This window comes from Rhizobium sp. CCGE531, assembly GCF_003627795.1.
Classification (GTDB): domain Bacteria; phylum Pseudomonadota; class Alphaproteobacteria; order Rhizobiales; family Rhizobiaceae; genus Rhizobium.
In genome coordinates this window covers 1,274,318-1,300,720 of the sequence record NZ_CP032685.1, presented here as the reverse complement: position 1 = coordinate 1,300,720, position 26,403 = coordinate 1,274,318, and the positions used below count along the sequence as shown (strand labels likewise).

The 26,403-nt window shown below is 59.0% G+C and carries 22 protein-coding genes and 1 pseudogene; 11 read left to right on the top strand and 12 right to left on the bottom strand.

The genetic code is table 11. The features are described 5' to 3' along the window. Nucleotides 1-75: 75 nt before the first annotated feature. Nucleotides 76-831, bottom strand: coding sequence for a TetR/AcrR family transcriptional regulator C-terminal domain-containing protein (locus CCGE531_RS25540; RefSeq protein WP_348633020.1), 756 nt, complete (start codon nucleotides 829-831; stop codon nucleotides 76-78). 88 nt (nucleotides 832-919) lie between these two features. Between CCGE531_RS25540 and CCGE531_RS25535 the strand changes: the two genes are divergently transcribed. After that, nucleotides 920-2,143 (top strand): multidrug effflux MFS transporter, encoded by a 1,224-nt coding sequence (locus CCGE531_RS25535; RefSeq protein WP_120668943.1) that lies wholly within the window; start codon nucleotides 920-922, stop codon nucleotides 2,141-2,143. 117 nt (nucleotides 2,144-2,260) lie between these two features. On the opposite strand, the gene CCGE531_RS25530 is transcribed toward CCGE531_RS25535, so the two are convergent. Next, nucleotides 2,261-3,214, bottom strand: coding sequence for an aldo/keto reductase (locus CCGE531_RS25530; RefSeq protein ID WP_120668941.1), 954 nt, complete (start codon nucleotides 3,212-3,214; stop codon nucleotides 2,261-2,263). A 171-nt stretch (nucleotides 3,215-3,385) separates the two neighbouring features. Between CCGE531_RS25530 and CCGE531_RS25525 the strand changes: the two genes are divergently transcribed. Together CCGE531_RS25525 and CCGE531_RS25520 are read left to right on the top strand one after the other, a co-directional pair. After that, nucleotides 3,386-4,285 carry an AraC family transcriptional regulator gene (locus CCGE531_RS25525; protein WP_120669439.1) on the top strand — a complete coding sequence of 300 codons (900 nt, stop codon included), beginning with the start codon at nucleotides 3,386-3,388 and terminating at the stop codon, nucleotides 4,283-4,285. Nucleotides 4,286-4,578: 293 nt separating this feature from the next. Further along, nucleotides 4,579-5,733: an epoxide hydrolase family protein gene (locus CCGE531_RS25520; RefSeq protein WP_120668939.1), complete on the top strand. Its 1,155-nt coding sequence runs from the start codon at nucleotides 4,579-4,581 to the stop codon at nucleotides 5,731-5,733. 131 nt (nucleotides 5,734-5,864) lie between these two features. On the opposite strand, the gene CCGE531_RS25515 is transcribed toward CCGE531_RS25520, so the two are convergent. From CCGE531_RS25515 to CCGE531_RS25505, 3 genes are all read right to left on the bottom strand, one after another. After that, the gene (locus CCGE531_RS25515) at nucleotides 5,865-6,881 is read right to left on the bottom strand and encodes an alpha/beta hydrolase (RefSeq protein ID WP_120669437.1); all 1,017 of its coding nucleotides are present in this window, start codon (nucleotides 6,879-6,881) and stop codon (nucleotides 5,865-5,867) included. A gap of 412 nt (nucleotides 6,882-7,293) precedes the next feature. Next, nucleotides 7,294-7,590, bottom strand: coding sequence for a PRC-barrel domain-containing protein (locus CCGE531_RS25510; protein ID WP_120668937.1), 297 nt, complete (start codon nucleotides 7,588-7,590; stop codon nucleotides 7,294-7,296). 549 nt (nucleotides 7,591-8,139) lie between these two features. Then, nucleotides 8,140-8,910, bottom strand: coding sequence for a helix-turn-helix transcriptional regulator (locus tag CCGE531_RS25505; RefSeq protein WP_120668936.1), 771 nt, complete (start codon nucleotides 8,908-8,910; stop codon nucleotides 8,140-8,142). Between the two features lie 104 nt (nucleotides 8,911-9,014). Here CCGE531_RS25505 and CCGE531_RS25500 point away from each other — a divergent pair, with 104 nt between their 5' ends. Together CCGE531_RS25500 and CCGE531_RS25495 are read left to right on the top strand one after the other, a co-directional pair. Next, nucleotides 9,015-10,097, top strand: coding sequence for a zinc-binding alcohol dehydrogenase family protein (locus tag CCGE531_RS25500; RefSeq protein ID WP_120668934.1), 1,083 nt, complete (start codon nucleotides 9,015-9,017; stop codon nucleotides 10,095-10,097). A 120-nt stretch (nucleotides 10,098-10,217) separates the two neighbouring features. Further along, nucleotides 10,218-11,321, top strand: a complete 1,104-nt coding sequence (locus CCGE531_RS25495; protein ID WP_120668932.1) for a hypothetical protein — start codon at nucleotides 10,218-10,220, stop codon at nucleotides 11,319-11,321. An 85-nt stretch (nucleotides 11,322-11,406) separates the two neighbouring features. Here CCGE531_RS25495 and CCGE531_RS25490 read toward each other — a convergent pair. Then, nucleotides 11,407-11,736 (bottom strand): annotated as a pseudogene (locus tag CCGE531_RS25490) (DDE-type integrase/transposase/recombinase); the annotation flags it as partial. Nucleotides 11,737-12,131: 395 nt separating this feature from the next. Then, nucleotides 12,132-12,416 carry a hypothetical protein gene (locus tag CCGE531_RS25485; protein WP_120668930.1) on the bottom strand — a complete coding sequence of 95 codons (285 nt, stop codon included), beginning with the start codon at nucleotides 12,414-12,416 and terminating at the stop codon, nucleotides 12,132-12,134. A 640-nt stretch (nucleotides 12,417-13,056) separates the two neighbouring features. Here CCGE531_RS25485 and CCGE531_RS25480 point away from each other — a divergent pair. Then, nucleotides 13,057-13,812 carry a hypothetical protein gene (locus CCGE531_RS25480; RefSeq protein ID WP_162944005.1) on the top strand — a complete coding sequence of 252 codons (756 nt, stop codon included), beginning with the start codon at nucleotides 13,057-13,059 and terminating at the stop codon, nucleotides 13,810-13,812. On the opposite strand, the gene CCGE531_RS25475 is transcribed toward CCGE531_RS25480, so the two are convergent. From CCGE531_RS25475 to CCGE531_RS25455, 5 genes are all read right to left on the bottom strand, one after another. Continuing rightward, nucleotides 13,768-14,559 (bottom strand): tetratricopeptide repeat protein, encoded by a 792-nt coding sequence (locus tag CCGE531_RS25475; protein WP_245459397.1) that lies wholly within the window; start codon nucleotides 14,557-14,559, stop codon nucleotides 13,768-13,770. The two genes, CCGE531_RS25480 and CCGE531_RS25475, sit on opposite strands and share 45 nt — an antisense overlap. Nucleotides 14,560-15,111: 552 nt before the next feature. Next, nucleotides 15,112-17,484, bottom strand: coding sequence for a hypothetical protein (locus tag CCGE531_RS25470; protein WP_120668924.1), 2,373 nt, complete (start codon nucleotides 17,482-17,484; stop codon nucleotides 15,112-15,114). Nucleotides 17,485-17,496: 12 nt separating this feature from the next. Further along, the gene (locus CCGE531_RS25465; RefSeq protein ID WP_120668922.1) at nucleotides 17,497-18,267 is read right to left on the bottom strand and encodes an ABC transporter permease; all 771 of its coding nucleotides are present in this window, start codon (nucleotides 18,265-18,267) and stop codon (nucleotides 17,497-17,499) included. A gap of 10 nt (nucleotides 18,268-18,277) precedes the next feature. After that, nucleotides 18,278-19,273, bottom strand: a complete 996-nt coding sequence (locus CCGE531_RS25460; RefSeq protein WP_120668920.1) for an ABC transporter substrate-binding protein — start codon at nucleotides 19,271-19,273, stop codon at nucleotides 18,278-18,280. After that, nucleotides 19,270-20,103, bottom strand: coding sequence for an ABC transporter ATP-binding protein (locus CCGE531_RS25455; protein WP_245459299.1), 834 nt, complete (start codon nucleotides 20,101-20,103; stop codon nucleotides 19,270-19,272). Before CCGE531_RS25455 ends, CCGE531_RS25460 begins: the two co-directional genes overlap by 4 nt. Before the next feature lie 156 nt (nucleotides 20,104-20,259). On the opposite strand from CCGE531_RS25455, the gene CCGE531_RS25450 reads away from it, so the two are divergent. From CCGE531_RS25450 to CCGE531_RS25430, 5 genes are all read left to right on the top strand, one after another. Then, a complete protein-coding gene (locus CCGE531_RS25450; RefSeq protein WP_120668918.1) occupies nucleotides 20,260-20,979 on the top strand; it encodes a GntR family transcriptional regulator in 720 nt (239 codons plus the stop codon). A gap of 351 nt (nucleotides 20,980-21,330) precedes the next feature. Then, nucleotides 21,331-22,884, top strand: coding sequence for an ABC transporter substrate-binding protein (locus tag CCGE531_RS25445; RefSeq protein WP_120669433.1), 1,554 nt, complete (start codon nucleotides 21,331-21,333; stop codon nucleotides 22,882-22,884). Further along, nucleotides 22,865-23,815 carry an ABC transporter permease gene (locus tag CCGE531_RS25440; protein ID WP_120668916.1) on the top strand — a complete coding sequence of 317 codons (951 nt, stop codon included), beginning with the start codon at nucleotides 22,865-22,867 and terminating at the stop codon, nucleotides 23,813-23,815. The genes CCGE531_RS25445 and CCGE531_RS25440 overlap by 20 nt, the downstream gene beginning before the upstream one ends. After that, nucleotides 23,812-24,681 carry an ABC transporter permease gene (locus CCGE531_RS25435; protein WP_120668914.1) on the top strand — a complete coding sequence of 290 codons (870 nt, stop codon included), beginning with the start codon at nucleotides 23,812-23,814 and terminating at the stop codon, nucleotides 24,679-24,681. Before CCGE531_RS25440 ends, CCGE531_RS25435 begins: the two co-directional genes overlap by 4 nt. Continuing rightward, entirely contained in the window at nucleotides 24,678-26,363 is a 1,686-nt protein-coding gene (locus CCGE531_RS25430; protein WP_120668912.1) for an ABC transporter ATP-binding protein, read from the top strand. The genes CCGE531_RS25435 and CCGE531_RS25430 overlap by 4 nt, the downstream gene beginning before the upstream one ends. The last annotated feature ends 40 nt before the right edge of the window (nucleotides 26,364-26,403 follow it).

Below are 26,403 nucleotides of genomic sequence, written 5' to 3'. Positions count from 1 at the left end.
TCCAGCGCGCAGCGGAGGCGAGAAGTTTGCCTGCGAGAGCGTCATGTTTTCTATTAAATTGCGGCCGCGATGCCATTAGCGCTTGCCGAATGCGCGCAGAAAGGTCTTCGTTGCCTCTCCTGCCATGCGGTGGACCTCTTCCTCTTGAGTTGGACGGCCGATCTGTTGGTTGATCCGTAGATCTGTTGCGAGCAGCGCCATGTACTGGCGCGCGGCAAGTGCCGGATCCTCTATGTCTAGATGGCCAGCCAGCGTGAGCTGCGCTAGGCGGGCCGCGATGGCGGGGTATTTCTTGCCCGGTCCGTATTCCTTCCAGGTCTCAAACAATTCGGGAAATCTGCCACCTTCGGTCTCGATGAGCTTGCGCAGCCAGCGACCATTCGGATCGCAGACCGCCTTGCGCAGGAGTAGCGCCGAAAATTCGGTCAGTTCCTTTTCGAGATCGATAGGCGCCACGGGAAATGTATCCAACACCCGAAAGAAGGCGGCGCTCGACCTCTCCGTGATCTCCGCAACCACAACCTTGAACAGATTATCCTTGTCACCGAGTTGATTGTACACTGTCTGACGTGACACGCCGGCCCTTGCTGCGATCGCATCGATACTCGCCGCCGCAAACCCATCCTCGGCAAAAACGTCTGCGGCCGCGTTCAGGATCGCCCGACGTTTGCTGGTGGCGGGCGGACTCTCTGTCTCGGAAGAAACCGCTGCGGGCGAAGTTTTCATGACACCACCATAAAGGACTTGACCAATTGGACAATACTGTCCAAAATATTTTACAGGAATGACGGGCCATGCGTTGGAACCATCTTCGTCTTTCCGCTGTCCCATCTATAATCGCCCACTCAATCCCCGTCACATGCTTTTTGTATGAGACTTTGCTTCGTCCGGGGAATGGTGTGCGGGAAAGGTTTTTTCCGTGCAGAGCAAGAATTCCGTTTCATCCTCCGGGGCCGGCGGCTCCCGCCATGCCATCGTCCTTGGCCTTCTTTCAGCCGTCGGTCTCTTTGCCCTCGACATGTATCTTCCCGCGTTGCCGACGATCAGTCTGGATCTTCACGCTGACAGCCATGCAGTTCAGGCAAGCCTGATTTCCTTCTTCGCAGCCATGGCTGTGTCGCAGATTATCTATGGTCCACTGTCGGACATGTTTGGCCGCAAGCGGCCTCTGTATGTCGGTCTGGTGCTCTACATCCTCGGCGCGATCGGCTGCGCGCTCTCCACCGATATTGGCTGGCTGGTCGCCTTCCGTTTCATTCAGGGCACCGGCGCCTGTGCCGGCGTCGTGATTGCCCGCGCCATCGTGCGCGACCTGCATACGGGGGCCGCCGCCGCGCAACTGATGTCGCGGCTTATGCTGGTCTTCAGCATCTCACCCATCCTGGCGCCGCTCGCGGGCAGCATCGTGACAGTGTTCGGGAACTGGCGGCTGATCTTTTGGGTCATGGTCTTCGCCGGTGTTGTCGGCGTCATCGCGGGCCGCTTTTTCCTTGAGGAGACCCGTCCGGTTACGGCTCGCAGTGAAAGCAGCCTCGGCGGGGCATTGAAAGCCTATGGAACACTCCTTAAGGACCCATACTATCTCGGTCTGGTGCTGATGGCCTCCTTCGGCATGTCAAGCTACATGATCTATGTCGCCAACTCTTCCTTCATACTGATTGGCCATTACGGGCTCTCGCCGACCTTCTACAGCGTGGTCTTTTCCGTGAATGCCGTCGGCTTCATCGGCATGTCGCAGTTGAACGGCTGGCTTGCTCGCCGTATCGGCTTGCGCAAAGTCATTCGCGGTGCAGTTGCCGGTTATGCGCTGACGATGGTGACGCTGGCCGTCGTCATGGCTGTCGGCGTTGACCGCCTCGACACCATGGCGGCGTTCCTGTTTGCGGGCTACGCTTTCCTTGGAATGATCGTGCCGAATGCAGCTGTCCTGGCGCTGGAACACCATGGGCGCATCGCTGGCACGGCCTCGGCGATGATGGGGACGATGCAGTTCATGACATCGGCGCTGGTGGTTGGCATCGGCGGTATGTTTATGGACGGTACGGCGAGACCGATGGTAGTCATCATCGGTATCTGCTCGGCCATCGTATTTCTCCTTTCGATCGCAGTGCTGAGGAGCAGGCATGTGGTGGCGGCTGAATAGATCTTGCTGCCACCGATTGCAGCGGCTTGTGCAGGCCGCTCGCACCGAGGCCTCTTCAGCGCGAGCGAAGTGGCCTTCGGAGCGGCTCCAAAATCTTAGGGCAGCGGAGCTGCGGGCTTACATCTCTTTTTCCCACCAGCCGCGGGTGTTCACGTCAGCGGTCTCAGCGAGGGCTTCCAGCTCTGCAATGTCATCGCCGGTGAGGGTGAAGCTGCTGGCACGGACCAGACCGTCGACATGATGGGGCTTGGTGACGCCGATGATCGGCGTTGTGCCCTTGGCGATGGCCCATGCTGTTGCGACATCGGGAGCTGCCGCACCTTGGCTCTGGCCGATTGAGGCGAGCTTGTCCGTCAGCGCCTTCAGCTGAGGCAGCATGCCATTGTAAGCCTTTGCCCGGTTGCTTCCTTCCGGCAACGGGTTCTCCGGATTGTACTTGCCGGTCAGGGCGCCCTGTTCAAGCACCATATAGGCGAAGAATGGGATGCCGTGGTTGCGGCAGTAGTCCAGGATGCCAGCTTGCTCAGAGCTTCGGTAGAGGAGACTATAGTGGTTCTGAATGGCCTCGACCCGGAATCCTGCTTCTCCGAGGATCTGGTTGGCGAGCTCGATTTCGCTGAGGTTGTGATTCGAGACGCCGACATGTTTGACCTTCCCACTCTTCAGCAACGCAATTAGGTGCGGAGTCCACCGCACCACGTCGGCTGGATTGTGAATCCAGTAGAGGTCGATGTAGTCGGTGCCGAGGCGGGTTAGACTTTGTTCCAGCATGTCCGCCACTGGATCATCGCTGATCCCCGCAGCCTGCGGGGTGAACTTCGTGGAGAGCTGGTAGTCGCTGCGGGCGTAGCGCTTCAGTACCTCCCCGAGTACGGTCTCTGAACGGCCCATGCCGTATACCACGGCGGTATCCCACAGGGTGAACCCGGCCGCATGCGCCTTGTCGGCGACCTCTTCCAGGCCAGCCTGAGTGAGGTGGCTGCCGAAGTAGCCGTCGCCAGTCGCGCCGCTGTCGCCCCAGGCCCAGGTTCCCAGCGCGACCGTAGGGATCTTCAGATTATCGGTGGTCATGTCTACTCCATTCCTGTTCTGCGGCCGGGTTTGCTGTGACCCCGGCGCTGCCGACAATATGATGCGCGACGCTGCAGAGCCGTTAGCCTGATGCGCCGGGATTGCTGCCCAATCCTCCAGAAGCTGCCGTTCACCTTGTCGCATTCCCCCTCGCATGCGATGGTCCGGTTCATGGAAAAACTGACCGAAATCGCGGCCGTCATTGCCCGGCACGTCTCGAAGGATGGCTTCCAGGCCACCCCCATCGAGCGTGTGACGCTTGTTCGATCCTCCACCGTGACGATGCCGATGCCGAATGTTTACCGGCCGCAACTATGCCTCGTCGCGCAGGGACGCAAGGAGGTCACGCTGGGCGACCGCGTGTTTGGATATACGCCAGGCCGTTATGGCGTCGTGACCTACGACCTGCCGGCGATTGGCCATGTGGTCGAGGCGACGCCCGACAAGCCCTATCTCTGCCTATACCTCGATTTCGATCCGGTCATGCTGGGGGACCTGGCGTTGCGCGTGCCGCAGCCGCCGGGAGCGCCATCTCCGCCCATAGGCAAGACGGTGTCCGACGCCAGCGCCGGTCTGCTCGATGCGGCGCTTCGCCTGCTGCGCCTGCTCGACGATCCGGCAGCGCTGCCCGTGCTCGGGCCGCTTGCCGAACAGGAAATTCTCTATCATCTGCTCGCCGGCCCGGACGGTGCCAGGATGCGCCACATCACCTCCGGCCAGGGTCGGGTGGGCCAGGTCGGCCGCGCCATCGCCTGGATCGGGAAGAACTTCCGGGAACGGTTCAGCATCGAGCGGCTTGCGGCCGAAGTAGGCATGAGTCCGTCGAGCCTGCATGAGCATTTTCGCGCTGTGACGGCGATGACGCCGCTGCAATTCCAAAAGCAACTAAGGCTGCAGGACGCGCGCAGCCTGATGCTGGTTGAGGACATCGACGTCAGAACTGCCGCCTTCTGTGTGGGTTACGAAAGCCCGACGCAGTTCAGTCGCGAATATCGCCGCCACTTTGGAGAGCCGCCGGCACGCGACATAGCCCGCTTGCGCGCTTCGCCGGGCTTGGCAGTGGTCGCTTGAGTTCAGCCTACCGGCGAGCGTAGGTGCAAGGCACTTCTCCTTTTTTCACTGACGTCTCCGAAGCCTGCTGTTTTGTTCGGGACGCCTGTTTACGCCCCCGCGGAGAAACCTACATAGACGGGTACGTGACACCTGATTTTCATTAAGCCGGAACCAGGGATAGGGCTGAATACCGGCCACTCGTCCTAGCCGCTCATGCGATAAGTGCCGTCCCCGGCTCGAATTAGCGGGATCGACGGGTCTGATCTCTTTAACTGCAAACCCAATTGCCGGACGGCATTTTGGAGGCCCCAATGCAAATCGCAGAGTTTCAAATCGATATTGGCGATGATGCCCTTGATGATTTGCACCGTCGCATCACTCAAACCAAATGGCCTGCCTCTATTGATCCAGAGGGGTGGGATGACGGAAGTAGCCTGCGCTTCATGCGTGAGCTCGTTGACTATTGGCAAGGCGAATTCGATTGGCGGGCTCAAGAAGCACGCCTGAACCTGTTGCCGCATTTCGTTGCCGAGATCGATGGTTTCAAAATTCACTACATCCATGTCAAAGGCCGGGGACCGTCACCAACTCCACTGATCATGACTCATGGCTGGCCGGGTTCGTTCCTGGAGATGGAGAGCGTCATCCCGTTATTGACAGATCCGGGCGCACATGGCGGCGATCCCGAGGATGCATTCGACCTCATTGTTCCTGCGCTTCCCGGCTACGCCTTTTCGTCGGCGCCAACCAAAGCCGGCGTCAGCCCATTTGAGATAGCGGGCCTCTGGCGTAAGCTCATGCTTGGATTGGGATACGCAAATTTCGGTGCTCAGGGCGGCGATATCGGCGCGGCGGTTTCCAGCTGGCTTGCCTTCCGGTTTCCAAAGGACGTGGTCGGCATTCACCTGAACTATATTCCCGGCAGCTTCAGCCCACCCATCGGCGATGGTCTGCCGCCTCTTACCCCTAAGGAATTGGAGTTTAGGAAAGTTGCGGCGGAGTGGACGGACAAAGAGGGCGCCTATGCGCATGTCCAAGGCACCAAGCCGCAGACGCTGGCCTATGGATTGTCCGATTCACCCGTGGGATTGGCGGCCTGGATTGTTGAGAAGTTCCGATCATGGAGCGATTGCGATGGCAATGTCCTCGACGTCTTCAGCATGGATACTCTGCTGACCGAGATCAGCCTCTATTGGTTCAGCGGCTCGCTCGGCGCCTCATTCAGGCTCTACAAGGAGAGCCGTGCGCATCCTCTGTCATTCGAAAAAGGACAGCGCATTCTTCCCCCTGTCGCCATCTCGCACTTTGCCAAGGAGCTGCCGCAGCCGCCTCGGTCTTGGGTTGAACGGGTCTACAACGTTGTCCGCTGGAGCGAGCACGCCGCGGGCGGCCATTTTGCTGCGATGGAAAAGCCGAGCGAGCTGGTCGCAGATATCAGGTCACATTTTCGCGCCTTGCCTCGGTAAATGCTCTTGCGCCTTGCCAGTTTGAAAGGCAGCCGCTTGCCGTAGACGGACTGCTTTGGAGCATCGACGAGTGTGTTATGCACTTTGCTGCTCATGCCTTTCAATCCGTTCTTATGCTCGTGCCCTCGCCATCAAATTTTTTCGTTCTGAAGCCATGTGCGGATGATCTCGACGAGTTCAGCCTTGCACTCCAGCGGCAGCCAATGGCCGCCTGCTACACTCGTCACGGTGAGGTCTGGGCAAGCGCGGCGCATCGGATCGCCCTGGCGATTTCCGTTGATGGTGCAGATCTGATCGAAGTCACCGTTGATGAACAGGACCGGTTGCGACAGGCGGCCGCCATCGGAGGCCTCGCGAGCATAGGCGATGTTGGCGTCATCGTTCATGTACCAGGCGCAGGCGGGACGGAAGCCGCGAGTCTTGAACGCACTCACCAAGACCTCGAAATCCGCGGCGGGCCACAAAGCAGGGTCGGGTTGGGTCGGCGGAGCCTCGTGAGCAGCACCGAAACGGCCGCCGTTTCGGGTGATCACCGCGTTCGGTGAAACCTTGCCGACGCCTTCTGGGCTGCCTGATCGAAAGATCGATGCCAGCGATGCCCGTTTGTCGACATCGAGGTCGGCGACCGCGGCGTCGAAATGAGTTGTGTAGTAGCGGTAGTAATCCCATTGACCATCCGGATATTGGTCAGCGGGATAAATTGTCCTGTCGACCAACGGAACGATCGTGCGCAGGGCGTGGCCGCCCGGTTGATAGGCAAGCGAGGTCAGCACGACGCCACGACTGCGATTGGGCTCATGGGCGACCAACGCTCCGGCCACGACACTGCCCCAGTCGTGGCCAACCCAAATCGTGGGCCGCCCGCCCAGATGATCATGGAGTTCCGCCACATCCAAAGCGACTTGCTTGATTGTATAAGCGTCGTTGGCTGCAGGTGCGAAAGAACCGCCGTAGCCGCGCAGATCAGGGGCAACGCAGTGCCATCCCTCGGCGGCGAAGACGTCCATCTGGGCGCGCCACATCAAACCGATGCTCGGCCAGCCGTGGAGGAAGATCATCAACGGACCCTTGGTAGGTCCGCATTCGACGACGTGGGTTGTCTGGCGGGGTGTGATCAGAGTGCGCGAATTCAGAGGCACGCGAGGCATCGCCCATGCATGACTTGACAGCGTCCCGGCGCCCATCCCAACGAGGAAAGAGCTCGGTTAAGCGTCAATCTAGCTGCAGAACGGGTCGATGGAAGTTTAGATGTCATCGTAGAAAGACTCCGCTCGCTCAGATCGTTAACGGGCGCTCTACTAGCGTTTCCCGGTTGATAACAATTGAAAGAGGTGTGTTCGTCCATCTTGCCTAGCAGTTTGGCGCATAGTTCCCGCCGCCATTTTGCTGCCGCCCGCCCGCGGGGTTTGCCAATCGCCGGGGAGCTAATAACATCGGCGCGAACCACCATCGTTCCGCTGGATGCCGCGAATGTGTCCAGTGGGCTTCGATACCTCTCACATATGGAAATCTCGGTTCGAAGGGGAGCCCATTGCACATGCGGAAGCTCCCTTTCCAGTCTTAATCTCGATGCTCGGGCATTGCCTTCAACTGGTCCTTTGTCCAGGAAGTCACGCCATGGATCTCGCCGCTTTCGTCACGCATGAAATCGAGATCGGTCGCTCGAACGGACACCGGCTTTGCACCGATGCCAAGGAAGCCGCCAACGTCGATCACGACGCTGCTGCCGCTACCGGCTCCGTGCACGTGGTCAACGGTGCCAACCTTGTGGTCATCAGCACCATAGATCGATGCGCCTTCCAGATTAGCTTGTGTGAGCTCTTCCTCGGTCAGTCGTATGTGGTTGCTATGATCCACGAGTTATTCCTCCTCTGGCTTCGGGTGTAGTGTCGATTAGCGATGTGATTGGCCTTGTGTTCCTGTGTGTCCGTGTACCTGGATTGATTGCCACGGGGCTTGGCCTTTCCTTTTCCGTTCATCAAAAGAACGAACGGCCATGCGAAAGCTTTGTTCCGGGTGGGGGCGCAGTTCGGGGGAAATCCCTATGACCGACGTCTGCCAGTGTGTCGGCCAAACTCCCCTGGAAATGCTTGTCGTTTGGCATTTAATCGGGGTCTTCCTCTCTTTGCGCGGTTAAGAAATCGCTAGAAGTGACGCCGCTATGGGCTGGCATGCGAACAAAATCGAAATGGTCGCCCGGTCCGGGTATTAAGGTGCAAAGCATCCTGTCTAACGGCGATGGCCATTGGGTTGTGTCTGACTGCGGACCATCCTCGGGCATATGCCCGGATTGCCGACATTGTGCCCGGCGAAGCTGATTGCGCCACGGCGTTTCAGGCGCCTGCTCATGCAACACCAAGTGCCCGCGCCGTTCCTTTTCCTAACGGCGGATGTATCGGGCGCCCCTTAGCTCTCGAAATAGAGAGCGAGCTTTAATCTTGGGTCGTCATTGGCTTGAAATGTGGCATAGCCAAACTTGACGTCGCCGCGCACCGGATGACGCAACAGCTTTGATCCGCCGACGGGAGCGGCGATGTTGTGGGATCGCCACCAGCTGTCGAACTCTGCACAGCCCGCATGCAGCCGCTCGACCAGTTCTGCGAAGGCGCTGTCGCCGTTCCAGAGGTCGTGTTCGGCGCGGAAGAGCGCGACCATGCGCCTTGCCTCGTTGGCCCATCCGGAGCCGAACAGCTCTCGTCCTTTTGGATCCGCGAGCACGAATAGAAGGATATTCCGATCCTCGACGGGAATGTCCGCGAAATCGCCAAAAAGATTGGCCGCCGCAGGATTCCAGGCCAGAATATCCCAGCGCTGACCCGTGACATAGGCAGGCTGCGGCAGGCTCTCAAGGAGGGTCTTGATCGTCGGCGGCACGACCTCCCTGCAAAAACGCGCGCGTTTGGCCTTGCCTACGAGCCGTTGCAAATGTGCCCGCTCCACCGCGTTCAGTTCGAGCGCTTCAGACAAGGCGTTCAGGGTTGCGTCGGATGGGGAGACGGCACGCCCCTGTTCGAGCTTTACGTACCATTCGATGCTTATACCCGCCCTCCGCGCGACATCCTCCCGCCGCAGCCCAGGTGTTCTCCGGCGGCGATGCCCGGCAATCCCATCGGCAGCGTCCGTGAGGCGGTTTCGGCGCGAACGCAGGAATTCCGCCAGTTCCTCATTGGTATCCATGATACGGCTCCTAGGGGATACTCGATAATACTAGTATCATAGCAGCTCTTGGCAACTCACGTCCGATGTTTAGATTGAGCGCATGGCCTGATGAGGAGACATTCATGAAGGCAGCAATCTTGAACAACTTCGGTGAACCGCTAACAATTGAAGACGTGCCGGATCCGACGCTCGGAACCGGGGAGGTCATCGTGGAGGTCGCGGCGGCACCGGTTCTTTCCTATGCGGATGAAGTATTCAGCGGCGCGCGCAGATATCCGATGCCGACTCCGATGGTGCCCGGTTGCGGCGCCGTCGGAAAGGTGCGGCAGGTCGGTCCGGATGCGACGAAGCTGAAGCCCGGCGATTGGGTCTTTTGCGACCCTACCGTTCGGTCACGCGACGATGCGCTGATGCCGGACATCGTTCTGCAGGGCTGGAGCGCGCGAGGAGAAGGCGGCGCTCGGCTTCAGCACTATTACCGTGACGGCGCCTTCGCCGAGCGCATCCGCGTGCCTACGGAAAATGCAATTCCCATCGGCGATATCGATTCTCGGGAGGCCGGCCAGTGGTGCGCGATCATCGTCCTTCTGGTCGCCTATGGAGGTCTGCTTGCGATGAACTTCCGGCCGGGCGAGACACTTCTGGTCAGCGGGGCTACAGGCAATTTCGGCAGCGCCACTGTTGCGACCGCGCTTGCCATGGGTGCGCGTGCAGTGCTCGCGCCAGGACGAAATGTGGCCGCGCTTGACCGGCTCGAACGGCTTTTCGGGCCGCGCCTCATTACAGTTCGTCTGAGCGGGGATCCGATGCGTGACACCGACGCGATGAAAGAGGCCGCGCCTGCGCCCATCGACGCTGTTCTTGACTTCCTTCCGCCCTCGGTCCCGGCGCATGTCGCGCGCGCCGGGATCATGGCGGTCAGACCTTACGGCCGAGCGGTGCTGATGGGCGGCATCGGAATGCTGGGCGGCGAGGAATTGTCGCTCCCTTACCCCTGGATTATGCGCAACAACATCACGATCCAGGGGCAATGGATGTATTCGCCCGAGGCCGTTACGAGCATTGTCGGATTGGTCCGTGGCGGAATGCTTGATCTCGGGCTCTACAAGGTCAGCGAATTCGACCTTCATGCGGCAAATGAGGCGGTAGAGCACGCCGCTGCAAATGGCGGTCCGTTCAAGCTCACGGTCCTGCGCACGGCATAAGCTGCCATCGCTCGGGTGATGGCACGAGGATACTGAACAACCGCAAGCGCGACCCAAGCCTGCGGTCCGGGCGGACAGTGATTTTCGAACCGCAGTTGTCAAAGAGTACGAGGAGAGGAAATGCGACAGTACTTATCCGCCGCGATTGTGCTAGGTCTAGCTACCGGCAGCGCCCAAGCATCGGATCTGGGTGTTAACTACAACGGCCTGACGCGAAACTATAGCAAAGCTGACGCCGCGCTCACCGGGACCCGCTGGGTCCGCGCATTCCTCGATGTCCGCCGGCTGCAGGCGCGGGGCGAGGCCGCGCTCACGACCGATCCCGACATCATCAGCTTCGTCAAGATGCACGACGACGGCTACAAGGTTATCTTGAACCTCAAGTACGACTACAAGGATGGTGCCATCCCGAGCGATCCTGACAGTCAAGCGTTCAAGGACATCCGCGTCTTCACCACCAAGCTGCTCGATCGGGTCTTTCCCAAGACTGACCTGATCGTCGTCGGCAACGAACCGTTCATTGAGACTGACTCAGCCAATCTCAACAGCAATCTAGTGTTGTTCTACGAGCACATGGCCAACCATGTGATTACCTACGATCACAACTCGGGTCGCAATATCCCGCTTTATGTGGGCGCATTCAATAATCTCCAGAATCCGAGGCTGCAGATCCAAGCGGTGAAGGATCTGATTTCCTATGCCCGCAACACGCCGGGAGTGACCGGAATAGACTTGCACATGCATGTTGCATCGATCGAGGACATGCGGCACGCAATCCTTTGGGCACGCGACCGGCTCGGCAACAAGTCCATGATCAGCAGTGAGTTCTCGCTGAAGAACTATTTCAGGTCGCACCTCGGCGACACGATCGTTCCTGCCTTCGCGAAGCGGTACGGCATCAATTCGAGCTGGAAGGTCTGGCAGTACATCAACTATGCTCTGCAAACTCCGCGACCACGACCTGAATGGGTCGCCTTCCTACAGAGCAGCGCCTGGTTGATGAACGTCCGCCACTGGCTCGAAAATGCCGACAGCCTATTCGATGCCCAAGGACTGACTGTAGCAACCTATGCCATGTACCAGTCGCAGGCGAGTGTCACCGCAACGAGCGATCCCTGGGTGCTCAACCCGCTCTATTGCAACCAAACCTGTGTGAGCAGTTCCAACAGCGGTGAGCCTCAATTCACCTACCAGTGGATCGACAGCTTCCGGGCACGGCAATAAGTGGCTCGCGCCCCAGACAACGTCGAGCTGTCGGGCTCTGTTGCAAATTTTCCAAACTGCGAAGATCTTTCCGTGCTTTTTACAGTTAGGCTGCCCGATCGTCGAGATTATGGGCGAGCAGAGCTACCGCTTCCGTCAACGCGCATGGTCCGATGTTGAAAGCTCGCTCGACAATGCGTGCCTCCCCACGGATGTCGTGCGTCAGGTTGAAAACAGCTGCCTGGCCCTTGCGCAAAGCCCGCATGACCTCAAAACCTTTGATCGTCGCGTAGGCGGATTTCAACGTCTTGAACCCTCTCATCGGTCTGATCAGCTGCTTCAGTTTACCGTGATCCGCCTCGACGACATTGTTAAGATATTTGACCTGCCGGTGCACAAGGTTGTCGGGGCATTTGCCTTCGGCTTTCAATTGCGCGCCCGTGGCTACTCAGGCCAGATCAAGAGGCCTGACACACGACCGATAGAATTCCTTGTTCGCGGCCAGCCGTCAAAAAATCTTCTTGCCAAACCGGGGGCATCCACACACGTACCGGGTTCGCCGGAGGCTGATTGATTTAGTTGGCGGGATGTTGCTGATGGGCTTCAGAAACCGTCGACGGTTGAATAAGTCGATCCCCTCAGGGTGAATTCAACCGTTTCGGAACCACGCCGCGGTGCAGGACGACGAAAACCGCGGCCGTACAGAGACCGCTGATCGTGTCGGCGAGGCATCGTCATCCCTGTGGCCGACACCCCGAGAGAGATTCGATTCTCGCCTCGGCCAATGCTCCAAATACTCGCGATCCTTATGCAGCGTTCCGCGAGCTCCGGTCAGTAACGATAGTACCGGTGATGGTGGTGATGACGATGCTTGTACCAACCGTAATGATGGCCACGCCAGTAATGGCTCCGGTAGCTGCGATGCGAGCCCCAATGGTGAGGCCGGTGATGTCGCGGGCCATGCCAATGACGACGGTGATGATAACCAACCGTTTGAACGGATGACTGGACCTCCGGCTTCGTCATGCTCATCATCGGTGCAGCCGATGCAGCACCCGCACCGATCAACAGGCCGACACCCAGAAGCGGCGCAAGCAGACTTTTAAGGATTTTCATAGCGAACCTCCATTCCTGTCATCATTTTGAAACCGAACAGCTGAACGGAGCATGAATGGTTGTGATGCCTACCTTTCACTGAAAATTCCGGCTCTTCACCTGGAGCGTCTCAATATGAAGATCAGGCACCTAACATCGCGGGCTATTATGCCGAGCTTTCGATCCTGAACTACCGGAAATCTTGGGCTTTCAGGAACCGGCTGGGCATAGGAACCGGCTCGGGATGGGATCTCAAGGCGAGCATCGCTCACTTTCGCAATGGCGCCCAATCGGAAATAGAAGATTAGATCGTCAGCTTCGCGCCGCTTTTTCGGTCGTTCGCGAATTTGAACCAGCTTCCACAAGCGGCCGTTTATTGCATTCTGTTAGGCGTCCTCAAGTGCCGAATATGCCAAAGGCTGTTTATCGAGTATTAGTCGCATCAGCCACAAAATGCCCTATCGGGCACCGTCGCAGACGTCAGTCCGTAAGTCGGTTCAGTAACCGGGATTTTTCTGACTGGGGCTATCTCGGCATCGAACACCTTTCCGCTTGTTGCCGTCTTTGAGAAGGCATACTAATTTCCAAATCGCTTGAGGGGACACTGTCCGGCGACAAAGTTAGACATTGGTATTAAGCGCTGAGCTGTTCTGTGAGCCGCATGAAGATCATTTTCCGTTGCGACCCGAATTTGCATGATTATTTGCCGAAACCAGCGGCGGCGCGGTCATGTTTGCCCGATTGGCTTCGCCAGATGTCGAGTACCTCGTTTTCGGAATTTCATGGACGTGACATACGAACCGTCAAGCAATGTCCGCCTTTTGTCGACGCCATGACCCATGGCTTCATGATCCTGCTGCCATGCGATGTGACGGTAAAAGCTGGAAAATTCTCCTGGGACTGGGATGTGCCAATACCGGCTGCGAAAAACCACCCCCGTGCGCCTATGAGTTTCCATGTGCCTGAACAAATCCTTGGATCAGCGCTGGCCAAAGAGGGAACATCCCAACTGGCAGCGATCAAATTCAACAGTTTCTGGACGATTGAGCTTGAGGAAAAGTGGTCGCTTTTTGCGACGCATCCTGCCAATCGGGAAGACCTCCCGTTTCGAACCGTGACCGGAATGGTAGATTGCGATAAATTCCACGACGCAGGCATCAATTTCCCGGCAATCTGGACAAGACCGGATTTCGAGGGCGTATTGCCCAAGGGGTTGCCGGTCGCACACTGCTTTCCCGTCCGGCGGGAAGACCTTGAGCTTGTCTACGAAAGCTTTGACGGCAAGCAGATCGACGGTTACGACCGGACAGTCGGCCAAATTCTGGTCGAGCCTGGCATTTATCGCAAGAAATTCAGGGACAAGCGTTCCCGCTCACCTAGAAAGAAAAGAGCGCAGTTCCGCCTTGTTGAGGAATAGAAGTCCATTGCGTCCAGAACTCAGCACATTTGCTATCATGCCCAGCGTCGCAGGTGAGAGCGCATAGGCATCCCGGTACGCGCCAATTGCACCTTCCATATCACCAAGCTGCTGCAGAGCGCTACCGAGGTTGAATTGAGCTTGCGGATCATCCGGCTTGCGCGCGAGCGCCGTTTTAAAGGCATCCACGGCACCGGCAAGATCGTCACAATCTTGACGCGCGAGGCCGAGGTCGAACCAAGCGCTGTGAGGTGCATCTGCCTTCACCGCAAACTCCAGCCGTTCGCGGGCATTTTCGAAATCCCCGGCTTCCCAAAGCAGACGGCCAAGCCTTGCGGCGGCCTCCCGTGAGGATGGATCGATCTCGAATGCCCGCTGCCAGGCCTTAGCTGCCTGCTGGCGTTTGCCATTCTGTTCAAATGTCCTGGCGAGCTCGGCGAGCGCGTCCGGAAAGGCGACTGGAAGCTGAGCGAAATAGCTTTCGGCAAGGTCAAGCCGGCCAAGAGCGCGAGCAGCGCGCCCTGCGAGGAACAATGTTGCCGGATTTCCCGGCCTGGCTTTGAGGCTCTCCTCGGCACAATCCAGCGCCGTGACGAAATCCTGGACCGCGAAGCTCCCCGCAGCGAGGAGGTGATTGAGTACGGCATCATCCGGGTTGTCGTTCAGGGCATTGCGGCACAGTCGCAGCGCGTCGGCGTGCTTTCCGGAATTGAATGCCGCCACGACCTCCCGGACTTGCAATTCCACCGCGATCAAGCTTCATCTCCCTTTATTGCCGTGCCCTAACTTTGCACTTCAATTTCAAGCGGAGCAATCAAAAAAGCCGGAGCGGATAAATCGCTTCGGCCCCTTCAAATCTGGTTTAAGAAGAGCTTACAGGCGATGCGATTTCTCAGGATTTTCACGAATAGCTATGACCCTATCAAGCAAAGCCGAGAGGCAAGCTAAGGTTGATTGATAGAGCTAACGTATGTATCTCAATTGACGGCTATTGGGGCAATCGCGCCGCAACCCGACATTCCGGAAGCGGCCCCAAATCGGTTATTCCATCGAAGTCGATGTCTGATGTCGAGGAATTTCAAACGCATGGCTTTTTTTACAACAGGCAGTCGGTTCATATCCCTTCAAGGTGACCAATGCTCGGCTGTCCTTCACGACTTTCGTTGCTGCGATCCGCCTCTGCCAGACGAATGACGAAGCCAACTAGCGAACAATCCAGTATGGCCTGCACTATCAAAAACCAGAGCAGGCCGATGGTGACAGGGAGCCACCACCGACCGTCGCAAGCCAGTGCATCAATTATCGAAGCTTCAAGAACAGCGGAGACGTCCAAATTCGGGATTGGTCCCGCTGACGCGCCGTTATGAACAATGGATGTTCTCGTGCTGGAGCGAGCTCGAGTTCGTGCAACGAGATCTCGCCCGCAAGATCTCTCGGCAGCGGTTGGTCGGTGACCCTTTCTACGACAAGACGCAGCTCGACGCCCGGCAGATCGAGCGTGACGGAGCCCTTCGCAAGCAGATCCTTCCCGCTTACTTCCAGACTCGCTTTGGGGGCATGTACATGCGGTGGTGGCTGCAACGGATCGCCGATCTTGCTGTAGCCATGAAGGTCAGCAGCAATGCTGATGTGGGCGTCGTTCAGCTCGGAAAGCGTGAGCTCAATTCCGTCGACATCGCCGTGGGTTGCCGTTCTAAAGCCGAGCGTGCCGAGTCCGGTGCGCCATACGCTTTGTTCGGGGTGGTCAAAGCCAACTCCGCGCGCATCGAGAAGCGCCGCGCCGGTCACGGCGACCGCGCCGCTCCAATAGGCTGCCCGGTAGCGATCCTTGATGCGCGCGCCACCGAAGCGGATACGAACGCCGCGTTCGCTAAAGCCCGCCTCAGCATGCAGATCGCGTCGCCACACCATGCGGTCGCCGTCATAGAGTTCGACTTCTTCCCAACCGGCTTGGCCAAGCAGACGGTAGAAGAGCGGCGTTTCAGGTTCGGCATCGAATTCTTCGCCCATGAAATGTTTTCCCTGGGACAGAACAGCAAAACTGCGTTCACCGGTCGTGGCGAAGGTGCGCCGTGCCCGCAGTGCGCTGCCGACGCCGGCGCGGTCGAAGCGGTCGGCGATGACGCCCGTCAGCCCGCCGCGCGAACCGAACGTTCCGGTTGCCGGTGCGCCGCCGCCGCAGCGGCCCTGGTGCTCGTCGCTGGCCGCGGAAGCGCCGACCCTGTATCCGCGTGCGAGCGCCTCGGTGTAGAGCCAATGGAATTGTCCCCAGGCGGACCCAATCTCGATGAGCCGCTCCAGCTCGGGATGATTCCAATCCAGAATGCAGCGTCGACCGCCCACATGCGGGATCAGCAAATGGCCCTCCGGATCATCCTCATAGGCGGAATGGAGCCGGTCTACGGGCCATACGCCGGGCCGGATTGTTCCAGCCGTGGTCTCATTCCATTCGAAAGAGCGAAGGGAACGTCCCTTTTCATCAAAGGGGAAGCGGGGTTTACCATCACGAAGGAAGACGACGTTGCGGTCGCCCCCGGCTGCGGAGTTGCCGCACCATTCGGTGCCCGGATAGCAGACGAAACGACCGGGCTCGTTGAGGCCATGAATAATCTCCACGGCCTTGTCCCAGTTCGCTTCGGTGATGTTGAAGTCGTTGACCGTATAGCCCACCACGTCAAGCCCGGCGATGTCCCGTCCGTAGGTGAGATTGTAGGTCGCGTCGTTGGTGCCGACAGTGTCGTCGGAATGAACGTGCAGATCCGCGTAGAGAGGACGCAAGGCGCCTTCTTCGCTCTGCACGTAGGCGACGGCTGCGACGACGAAGGGTTCGTCGTCTAGCCGTGCTTCCAGTTTCCACTCCCCGGCTTCGGTGAAGGAAAGGCCGGAAATCCGCGCGAATGTCCAGTCCTCCGCGACCGGCGCGATCGGCTCCGTGCGTTGGGTCGCATCGGGAGCGGTGATCACCAGCGTGCCCCGCAAATTGCGATCGCGGCAGGTGTTTCCCCATATGTCGTCGACGCGTACGATCGCATCGAAGGATTGACCAAGGTCAACAAGGCGCGGCGCAATGACATGAAGGGCGTGGGGCTGGCCGGCCAGGATTTCCAGCTTGCAGTCGTCAGGCACTTCGGCAAATTTCGAACTGCCCAGCGGATCGATGAACAGCCGGAACCGGAATGCTTTCTCGACGAACGTCTGCACGCGCGTGCCGGCCCCGCCCTGACGCCGATCTCCGAGACGAATGACGATCCTGTCGCCGGGATTGATATAGCCATCGACGACATCGATGATGATGGCCTTCTGGAAAGGACGTTCGTGTCCCTTCTGGTCGAAACGGACCTTCAGCGCCTGCACAGTTGCCGGACTTTGACCAGGGACCAGCGGACCGGCGTGGTATTCGGCGGAAACATAGTTGGCGCCCGTTGGGTCCGTTGTCTGGAACAGCGCCCAATCGGAATAGAATTTGAAGGCGAGCTTCAGCCACGCGCTGTCGGCAAGGCCGACAGCACCGACCTCATAGACGAGTTCCAGTTCGGTCCATTCGCCGGCGGTCAGCGTCTGTCTCTGACAGGTGAGGCGGCCGAGGAAGGGAAGCATGTCGAAATTGGCGGCAAGGCCCGTTGGCGAATGGACTGCGGTTTGGGGTGCCTTATGTGGCAAAGTCTCTGTCATGGGAGAGGTCCGTTATTGTCCGCGCCAGCCTTCGTAGCGGCGCTCTATCCGTCGAAATACGAGGCTCTCCATGAGCCACGCTGTTAGTCCGATCAGCGCGATGCCGAGAAGCACCTGCGCCGAATTGCCGACCTGTCCGCCCATGGCGACCATCCAGCCGATCCCTTGGGAGGCGCCGATCATCTCGGCCGCCGCCAGCGCTCGCCATGCCTGGGCGAAGCCGATGCGCAATGCGGTGGTCAGGAAGGGGAGGGAGGCAGGAAGATACACATAAGCCAGCAACTGAAACCGTTTGGCACCTAGGATGCGGGCTGCGCGCACCTCACCGCTCCCGATCGAAAGCACGCCTTCCTGGATCGTCATCGCCATCGGGAAGGCCGACGCAATGAATATGACGACAGCGATCGAAAGATATCCTAGACCGAAGAAAATCAGGGAGAGAGGCGCCCAGGCAATCGGAGGGATGGCCATGAACAGGCCGAGCAGCGGCTGGGCGAACTCACGGAACGGCCGCCAAAGCCCGGCAGACACGCCGATGGCGAGTGCCGCCAGGATAGCCGCGCCGAAGCCGCCGAACTCACGCAACAAGCTGGCCAGAAACTGGCGGCCGAGCTCGCCGGACCAGGCCCAACGCAGTCCCTCGGCTACCACCTCCCAGGGCTGTGGCAGCACGTAAGACGGAACCCTGCTGGCTGCGAGGCACCACACGGCAAGCAGGAAGGGAAGCGCTGCCCAGCGCCAGGACGGCTGCGGAAAACGCAGCCGCGCTGTGAATGTCTTCATCGATCGGACCTCACCGCTGAGCGGCCGCTTTCGCGGCAAAACTATCGTCAATGATGTCGTCGACATTCAATGGCTTATTGAGAATGCCGAGGCTAACGGAGTAGTTGATGAGGCGCTGGATGAAGGCGCGGTCGGACGGTTCGATTTCAGCCGACCAGCCAAGGCGTTTCCTGGCTTCAGCAACGATTTTTTCCGGCGGAACGACACTGCCGTCCGCGGCCTTCACGGATTCCAGCTTGAAACTCTGCGCGATGATCCGATTGGCCTCTTCGGGTTGCTCCCGGAGAAAGGCGATGGCCTTGGCATTGGCCCGCAGCAGCTTGACGAGATCGCCCGGCCGCTCCTTCAGCGTCTTTGCAGGCGCTGCCACGACATACCATGGATAGCCCGGCAGAGCGCCGTTCACATCGAAGACAACACGGCCTGTGCCGCGAAGCACTGACTGACTGATGAAGGGCTCCCATGAAAAGGCTGCATCCACCACGCCTGTATCAAGCGCTGCGTTCATATTGCCCACGGGCATCTGCGACAATTGGAGATCGGCGTCCGGATTGAGGCCGGCCGTCTCCTTCAGGACGAAGCCGCGCAGCAGCACGTCCATGCCGCTTCCTCTATTGACGCCAGCGAGTTTCTTGCCTTTGAGGTCTGAGAGCGACTGAATGGAGCCATCGGCCTTCGCGATCAAGCCTGCCTGACCATAATTCACTTTGGCGATGATCTTCGCCTCGAGCCCGCGCGCGGCCCATTGATAGACGGGTGGGGCGCCGATATAGGCCACATCGATTTCGCCTCCCGCCACGGCCTGTTGAATGACTGGCCCGTCGCCAAATCCCTTGAGCTCGACGTTCAAGCCTTCTTCGCGAAAGTAGCCTTTCTCCTCGGCGATGAGGACCGGCGCATTCGCCATGGCTTGGACCCAGCCGACGCGAAGTGGCTGCACCTCTTGCCCATAGGCGGGCCATACGGCAGCAAGTGCAAGAAGAGCTGCAGGTAAAATGCGGTTCATCCGATGGTTCCCTTCAGGTAAGGCGTTGATTGTCGGGTCATGACTGCGGCGATTTGCTCGGCGAGCCGTTCGCGCAGTTGCGCAAACAATGGATTGGCGCGCGTGCCTCGTTGGTCGCGAGGACGCGGCAAGCTGATCGTCACTTCGGCCGTTATGCCGGTCGGAGGCAGACCGAGGACGAGGACCCGGTCTGCCAGATAGATCGCTTCGTCGATGTCATGCGTGATGAACAGCACAGTCTGGCCCAGGCTCGACCAGATGCGAAGCAGTTCGTCGTTGAGGGCCGAGCGCGTCATGGCGTCGAGTGCCGCGAAAGGCTCATCCATGAGCAGAAGGCGCGGCTCAAGCGCCAGCGAACGTGCAAGTGCTACGCGCTGACGCTGGCCGCCCGACAATCGGTGAGGTGGTTCGTCCACTTGTTCTTCCAGGCCGACAAGCCGCAGAAAATTAAGGGCGACGGCCCTTTGCTCCTGCGGCGTTCCCTTGCGATTCATACGAAGGCCAAAGCGGACATTTTCCAGCACGCTCAGCCAGGGGAAAAGGTTGGGCGACTGAAACACATATCCGAGTGCCGGATGCTCCGGCGCAACCGGCGCACCGTCTATGGTGATATGACCCGATTGCGGGCGCAGGAAGCCGGACAAGAGATTGAGCAGTGTCGACTTGCCGCAGCCCGACGGACCGAGGACCGCGACGAATTCTCCCGGGTGGGCTTCCAAAGAAAACCGTTCGAATATGCTGCGTCGGCTTTCGGGATAGGCGAAACCCATGCCATTCACCGAAAAGGTGGCGCCGTGTGAAAGCTGCGGAGCTGGGGAAACAAATGCCATATTGCGTTCGAACAATCCGACGTTGGAATTGCTCCAACTTTTAATACATTATAATACATGTTATCAACGTGGTGTCTTTCCTTGTCCGGCGGCAGAAGAGAACGCTATTCCAAAGCTGCTGGAGTCCGTGGTCTTTTTAACCCCGATGGAAATGAGATGAGCCTGATACGCAACAACCCGGTGGCGATGTACCTCCAGATTGCTGATCGCCTTCGTCGCGAGATCGCCGGGGGAGCATACGAGCCCTCCGGACGGCTGCCATCGGAAGCGCAGATCATGACGCGCTTCGACGTCAGCCGCGTCACCGTCCGCCTTGCGCTCGATCGGCTCGACAAAGACGAGCTGATCGAGCGCAGAAAGGGCAAGGGCACCTTCGTGGCCGGCAAGCAGGTCCGCCATCAGATCGATACCCTGCGCAGCTTTCACGAGTCGCTGAAAGTGCAAGGTTTCGGTGCCACGATGCGGATCGTCGAACTGACTGCTATTGAGACGCCGTCGGCGTTTGTCTCGTTGTTTGGAGCAAGATGCGCACTGTTGGAGCGTCTTCACATGGTCGACGACGAGCCCATTGCCTTGGGTCGGAGCCTATTGCCTGCCGTCATGTCCGAGCTGGATTTGGAAACGGCCGAACAACGGCCGACCTATGCACTCCTTAAGGACAAAGCGGGTGCCGATATCGTCTCCGCCGAAATAGCAATTGCCGCGCGCGGCGCGCCGCCTCGCATCTTGTCCTTGATCGGCGCTGCCGCGAATGCGGTCTTACTCGTCCTCGAACGAACCTCATATTTCGATCACGGCGCTTGCGCCGAGTGGTCGGAATTCTTCATCCGGCCAGAGCGATACAAGTTTGTCCTCGGCAATCGAATGTCTGCCTGATCGAGCACCTCAAGAAAAAGATCCGCTGCGAGCGCCGGTCGGGATTTCGCGCGCTTTGTCGAAAGTACGCTGAAGACGTGCGCTTCTTCCGACGGCGCAACGGCAGTTCACACTTGGATATTGAAACGGATTTCCGCCTCTCTTTGCATAAACGCATCACGATGCCTTTAGTCTAGTATTTTTATAGACAATTATCATGCCGTTCATGCTGCACGATGTCGGTTAGGCGCTCGGCCGCACGATCGATGGCAGCGACCAAAACAGGGACGGGATATGAGTAAAAGGCATTTGAGCGTCGGCGATGCGAGACGAGGCAAAATCGGCATTGCCCTGGCATTTTCTCTTTTGACAATGGCAGGCACCGCGGCGCATGCCGCATCCGACACGGCAAGGCCGGTTGATGGCGGTATTCTCAATGTCGGATTGGCAACCGATGCTTCGATCATCGATCCCTCGATCACCGGCAATTCCATCACGGCATTGATTACCCGCAATATTGTCGATTCGCTCGTCGGACAGGGCGAAGACAATAAGTTCACGCCCTGGCTCGCCGAAAGCTGGGACGTCAATGGTGACAATACCGTCTACACCTTCCATCTGCGTCAGGGTGTAACGTTCAGCGACGGCACACAGTTCAACGCAGCCGCAGTCAAATACAATTTCGATCGCATTCTCGATCCGAAGACGGCCTCCAGCTACTCCAAGTCATTGCTTGGGCCGATCGACAAGATCGAGGCGCCGGATAATCGCACGGTCGTGATCCGCTATCGTCAGTCCTTTGCGCCCTTGCTGCAGGGGTTGAGCCTTCCCTATCTCGGTATCCAGTCCCCGACCTACCTTCAAAAGGCACAGAGCACGACGAATACCGTGATCGGATCCGGCCCGTATGTGCTCGACAATTTCACCAAGGGCAACGGCAGCAAGCTCAGCCGCCGTGCCGATTACAATTGGGGTCCGGGCTACGCCGCGCATAGGGGACCGGCCCATTTCGATCACATCGTCTTCAAATATCTGCCGGAAGCCTCAGTCCGTCTCGGCGCGCTGGCAAGCGACCAGCTGCAGGCGATCGACGCGGTGCCGCCGGCGAATTTTCGTTCCGTTCAGGGCAATGGCAAGCTGCAGGTGGTGACGCGGGAAAATCCCGGCGTCAACAGCTCTTATTTCCTGAACACCTCGAAGGGGCCATTCCAGGACGTGAAGGTTCGCCAGGCCTTCCAGAGCGCGGTTAATGGGCCTGCCGCCATCAAGGCCGCCTTTTTCGGAACGCTGAAGTCGGCCGACAACATCCTTGGCCCTTCCACGCTCTACTATGATCGCGACATCCCCCGGTCGTGGGGTTTCGATCCGGAAAAAGCCAACCGATTGCTCGATGAGGCCGGCTGGTCGCAGAAGGATGCCGACGGTATCCGCAAGAAGGACGGCAGTCGGCTGACGCTGCATTACGTCTATGACAGCACGTCACTTGCCGCGACGGAAGTGACCCTGGCGCAGGCCGTTCAGTATCAGGTGCGGCAGGCAGGCTTTGATCTACAGCTCGATCCCGTTGATGCCGGCGGCTGGACCGCTCGCACCAACGCCAATGATTACGATCTTGTCTCGTTCTACTATGTGCGCGCCGAGCCGGATATCCTACGTACCGTATTTCACTCGGCCTACATTCCACCCAATGGTCAGAATGCCTCTCGGATCAAAAGCCTTGATGAGAAGCTGAACAAAGCCGTCGGAGCATCGGATGCCGAACGCAAAAAGCTCTATGGCGAAGTGCAGAAGGAAGTCATCGATCAGGCCTATGCCGTGCCGCTTTTCGTGGCGGCCTATCAACTCGGCGCCTCGAAGAAGCTTCGCGGCATCTCCTGGGCCACCAATGCGAAGCCGAATTTCTACGATGCCTGGCTGGATCAATAAGCTCCTGCAGTCCGTGGTGCGGCGGACTGGTGTGATCGTTGCCGTGCTTTGGGGTGCGGCAACGATTGCCTTTATCGCGGTGAAGCTTATTCCCGGCGATCCCGTTGCAATATTGGCTGGCGGGGAGAACGTCGTCGACGAGGCCGAGCGAGCCGCATTGGTGCATCAATATGGCCTGGACCAGCCGCTCGCGCCGCAATATGCGCGTTATATCGGCAGGGCTCTGACCGGAGATTTCGGAGAGAGCTATCAATATCGCCAGCCGGTTTCGGAGGTGATCTACGACGCAGCCGGACCAACATTGCAGCTTGCCGGCAGCGCGGTCGTCCTTGCTCTTTTCCTGGCGGTCACCATTGCCCTTGCGACGGCAGGCCGTCGCAGAAGCCTGACGCTGCTGTCTTCCGGGATAGAATTGATCCTCCTGAGTACACCCGTCTATTGGATCGGGATCGTCCTGCTCACGATCTTCAGTTTCAATCTGGAATGGTTTCCGGTGACCGGTAATGATGGGCCATCTGCCTTGGTGCTTCCCGCCATTGCGCTGAGCCTGCCTTTGGCCGCTCTTCTAAGCCAGGTATTGCGCGACGGTCTGGAGGAAGCACTATCCCAGCCGTTCTCGCTGACTGTGCGAACACGCGGCGTCGGCGAGACGGTGCTGCGTGTCAGGCACGGATTGCGCCACGCCGCTCTAGCCGCGTCAACGCTTACCGGCACTCTGCTTGCCAGCACTCTTGGCGGTTCGATCCTCACTGAAACCGTATTCGGCCGCTCGGGAATCGGCCAGATCACGCTTCAAGCGATCAAGACCCGCGATATGCCTCTGATCCTCGGCCTAGTGATGCTGTCTGCCCTTGTTTTCGTCATCGTCAATCTTCTGGTTGACGCATTCTACCTTCTGATCGATCCACGTTTACGGAGGGCAGGTCTATGAGCGGTGTCGTTCCAACTGATAGTGGGTTTGCGCGCCACAACAGGCGTAGACGCTCGCCTTGGCTGTCCTTTGGACTGCTCATTCCCTGCGTCTTTGTGGTCGTTCTTGGCATCGCAGTCTGGGTACCACAATGGCTTTCCTCTTTCGATCCCGAGGAGGTCGATCCGAATGCGATACTCTTGCCGCCCGATGCCCAGCACTGGTTTGGGACGGACGAACTCGGGCGTGACCTGTTTTCGCGCGTCGTGTACGGAACCTCGCAATCCCTGACCATCGGCATCGGCGCGACCCTGATTGCGAGCATCGGCGGGATTGTGCTGGGCACGACGGCCGCGCTGGCGCCGAGGCCGATCGGCGGGCTTCTGCTGCGCATCATCGATATCCTGCTTGCCTTTCCGGAAATGCTGCTGGCGCTACTGGTGATCGCCGTTCTTGGCCGTGGACCCGCCAATACATTATTGGCGGTCGGGCTCGCCGGCATTGCCAGCTATGCCAGGCTGATCCGTTCCCAGGTGCTTCACATCAAGCTGTCCGGCTATGTCGAACATGCGGTCGCACTCGGCGAACATCCATGGACGATCATCACCCAGCATATCGTTCCCAACGCCATCCGGCCGCTTCTCATCCTTGCGACCATTGGCGTTGGAAGCTCGGTGCTATCGGCTTCCGCGTTGAGTTTTCTAGGCCTCGGTGTGGTCCCTCCGGCGGCGGAATGGGGCGCGCTTCTCGCCAATGGTCGCAATTTCCTCGATATCGCGCCCTGGACCAGCCTGTTGCCGGCAACCGTGGTTGCGCTTTCGGTCATTTCGATCACGCTGCTCGGTCGCCGGCTGCAAACCCTTCTTGCAACGGGGGACTTGCGATGAACATGCAAGCCGATCGCGGAAACTTTCGTCCAGAGGCGTCCGAGCAGAGGGCGCTGCTCACAGTCAAGGGGCTGCAGGTGGCCTTTTCGACCCCGCAGGGCCGCGTCGATGCGGTTCGCGACGTGTCGCTGCAGATCGCGTCCGGTGAGATCCTTGCGCTGGTTGGCGAATCCGGATCCGGAAAATCGGTGACCGCGCGCGCGATTGTGGGTCTCGCCGGTCCACGCGCGGCTGTGAAAGCGGACGCGATGGAACTGATTGCCCATGATGGCCGGCTGCTGAACCTCCATGAGCTACCGGAAAAGGCGTGGCGGCATGTGCGGGGCCGTGAAATCGGTTTCATCCTTCAGGATGCGCTCGTATCGCTCGATCCCTTAAGGACCATCGGCCGGGAAATTGCCGAGCCTATCCTCACGCATCGTTTGGCACCGCGCTTGCTGGTATCGCGGCACGTCGCGCAACTATTGGAGCGCGTGGGTGTTCCCGAGCCGGAATTGCGGGTAGGGCAATATGCGCATCAGCTGTCGGGCGGGTTGCGACAGAGGGCATTGATCGCCTCAGCGCTTGCCGCTCAGCCGCGATTGCTCGTTGCCGACGAGCCGACCACGGCGCTGGATGTCAGCGTCCAGAAAAGGGTGCTTGCCATCTTCAAGGAGCTGGCCGCCGCCGGTCACGGCATCCTGCTGATCACCCATGACCTTTCCGTCGCCGCCCAACTGGCCGATCGGGTCGCCGTGATGCAGAGGGGCCAACTGGTGGAAACCGGCCCGGCACGCAGCATCCTGTCGAACCCACGCCACGATTATACCCGGCAGCTGCTGGCGGCCGTGCCGACCGCCGCCAATCGCGGCCAGCGGCTCAGCGCGCCCGGTACGTCCCTGCCGCCTCGAGCGGCTGTTTCTTCGGATCAACGCCTGCTCGACATCCGCAACGTATCGATGAGCTTCAGGAAAACGGACGGCAGTCTTCTACGAGCGGTCACCGACGTGTCGCTTCATATCGACAGCGGCGAAACGGTGGGTGTGGTCGGAGAATCCGGGTCTGGCAAGACGACCCTTGGCAAGATTGCGCTGGCGCTGCAGCATCCGGATGCCGGGGAGGTGTTGTTCGAAGGGCGACCGTGGAGCGCGCTTTCCGAACGGGCACGCCGTCCTTTGCGGGCGGGAATCCAGACCATCAGCCAGGACCCGCTCAGCTCTTTCGATCCGCGCTTCACGGTCGAGCGTATCATCGGGCAACCCTTGCGGCTCTACAGCAATCTCAGTAGGTCCGGGCGCCGCGAAGAAACCGTCAGGCTGATGGGCCTGGTCGGCTTGCCGGAGAATCTGCTTTTACGAAGACCGGCTGCACTTTCCGGAGGACAGCGCCAGCGCGTAGTGATTGCGCAGGCTTTGGCCGCCACGCCGAAGTTGCTGATCTGCGACGAACCGGTTTCGGCGCTCGATGTCACGACGCAGGCGCAAGTTCTCGATCTGCTGGTCGATCTACAGGCAAGGCTCGGCCTGTCGATAATCTTCATTTCGCACGATCTGGGTGTCATCCAGCATATCAGCCAACGGATCGTCGTCATGAAGGACGGGGCTGTGGTCGAGGCCGGCTCGGTCGAGGAGGTTTTCGAGCGACCTCGCCATGACTATACCCGCGAACTCATTGCTTCCATGCCGAAGTTTGGCGACGGTTAGCCACAAGCATTCGCGCCGTCAAACGCCGGTCTTGGCTATT

Bases quoted from the DNA above. Each gene is read 5' to 3' on its own strand.
- CCGE531_RS25500 (WP_120668934.1), top strand. From the start codon at position 9,015: ATGAAGGCAGCAATCTTGAACAACTTCGGTGAACCGCTAACAATTGAA.
- CCGE531_RS25520 (WP_120668939.1), top strand. From the start codon at position 4,579: ATGCAAATCGCAGAGTTTCAAATCGATATTGGCGATGATGCCCTTGAT.
- CCGE531_RS25435 (WP_120668914.1), top strand. From the start codon at position 23,812: ATGAGCGGTGTCGTTCCAACTGATAGTGGGTTTGCGCGCCACAACAGG.
- CCGE531_RS25430 (WP_120668912.1), top strand. From the start codon at position 24,678: ATGAACATGCAAGCCGATCGCGGAAACTTTCGTCCAGAGGCGTCCGAG.
- CCGE531_RS25450 (WP_120668918.1), top strand. From the start codon at position 20,260: ATGAGCCTGATACGCAACAACCCGGTGGCGATGTACCTCCAGATTGCT.
- CCGE531_RS25540 (WP_348633020.1), bottom strand. From the start codon at position 831: ATGGGACAGCGGAAAGACGAAGATGGTTCCAACGCATGGCCCGTCATT.
- CCGE531_RS25530 (WP_120668941.1), bottom strand. From the start codon at position 3,214: ATGACCACCGATAATCTGAAGATCCCTACGGTCGCGCTGGGAACCTGG.
- CCGE531_RS25440 (WP_120668916.1), top strand. From the start codon at position 22,865: ATGCCTGGCTGGATCAATAAGCTCCTGCAGTCCGTGGTGCGGCGGACT.
- CCGE531_RS25495 (WP_120668932.1), top strand. From the start codon at position 10,218: ATGCGACAGTACTTATCCGCCGCGATTGTGCTAGGTCTAGCTACCGGC.
- CCGE531_RS25455 (WP_245459299.1), bottom strand. From the start codon at position 20,103: ATGGCATTTGTTTCCCCAGCTCCGCAGCTTTCACACGGCGCCACCTTT.
- CCGE531_RS25525 (WP_120669439.1), top strand. From the start codon at position 3,386: ATGGAAAAACTGACCGAAATCGCGGCCGTCATTGCCCGGCACGTCTCG.
- CCGE531_RS25480 (WP_162944005.1), top strand. From the start codon at position 13,057: ATGAAGATCATTTTCCGTTGCGACCCGAATTTGCATGATTATTTGCCG.
- CCGE531_RS25470 (WP_120668924.1), bottom strand. From the start codon at position 17,484: ATGACAGAGACTTTGCCACATAAGGCACCCCAAACCGCAGTCCATTCG.
- CCGE531_RS25445 (WP_120669433.1), top strand. From the start codon at position 21,331: ATGGCAGGCACCGCGGCGCATGCCGCATCCGACACGGCAAGGCCGGTT.
- CCGE531_RS25505 (WP_120668936.1), bottom strand. From the start codon at position 8,910: ATGGATACCAATGAGGAACTGGCGGAATTCCTGCGTTCGCGCCGAAAC.
- CCGE531_RS25485 (WP_120668930.1), bottom strand. From the start codon at position 12,416: ATGAAAATCCTTAAAAGTCTGCTTGCGCCGCTTCTGGGTGTCGGCCTG.
- CCGE531_RS25460 (WP_120668920.1), bottom strand. From the start codon at position 19,273: ATGAACCGCATTTTACCTGCAGCTCTTCTTGCACTTGCTGCCGTATGG.
- CCGE531_RS25465 (WP_120668922.1), bottom strand. From the start codon at position 18,267: ATGAAGACATTCACAGCGCGGCTGCGTTTTCCGCAGCCGTCCTGGCGC.
- CCGE531_RS25515 (WP_120669437.1), bottom strand. From the start codon at position 6,881: ATGCCTCGCGTGCCTCTGAATTCGCGCACTCTGATCACACCCCGCCAG.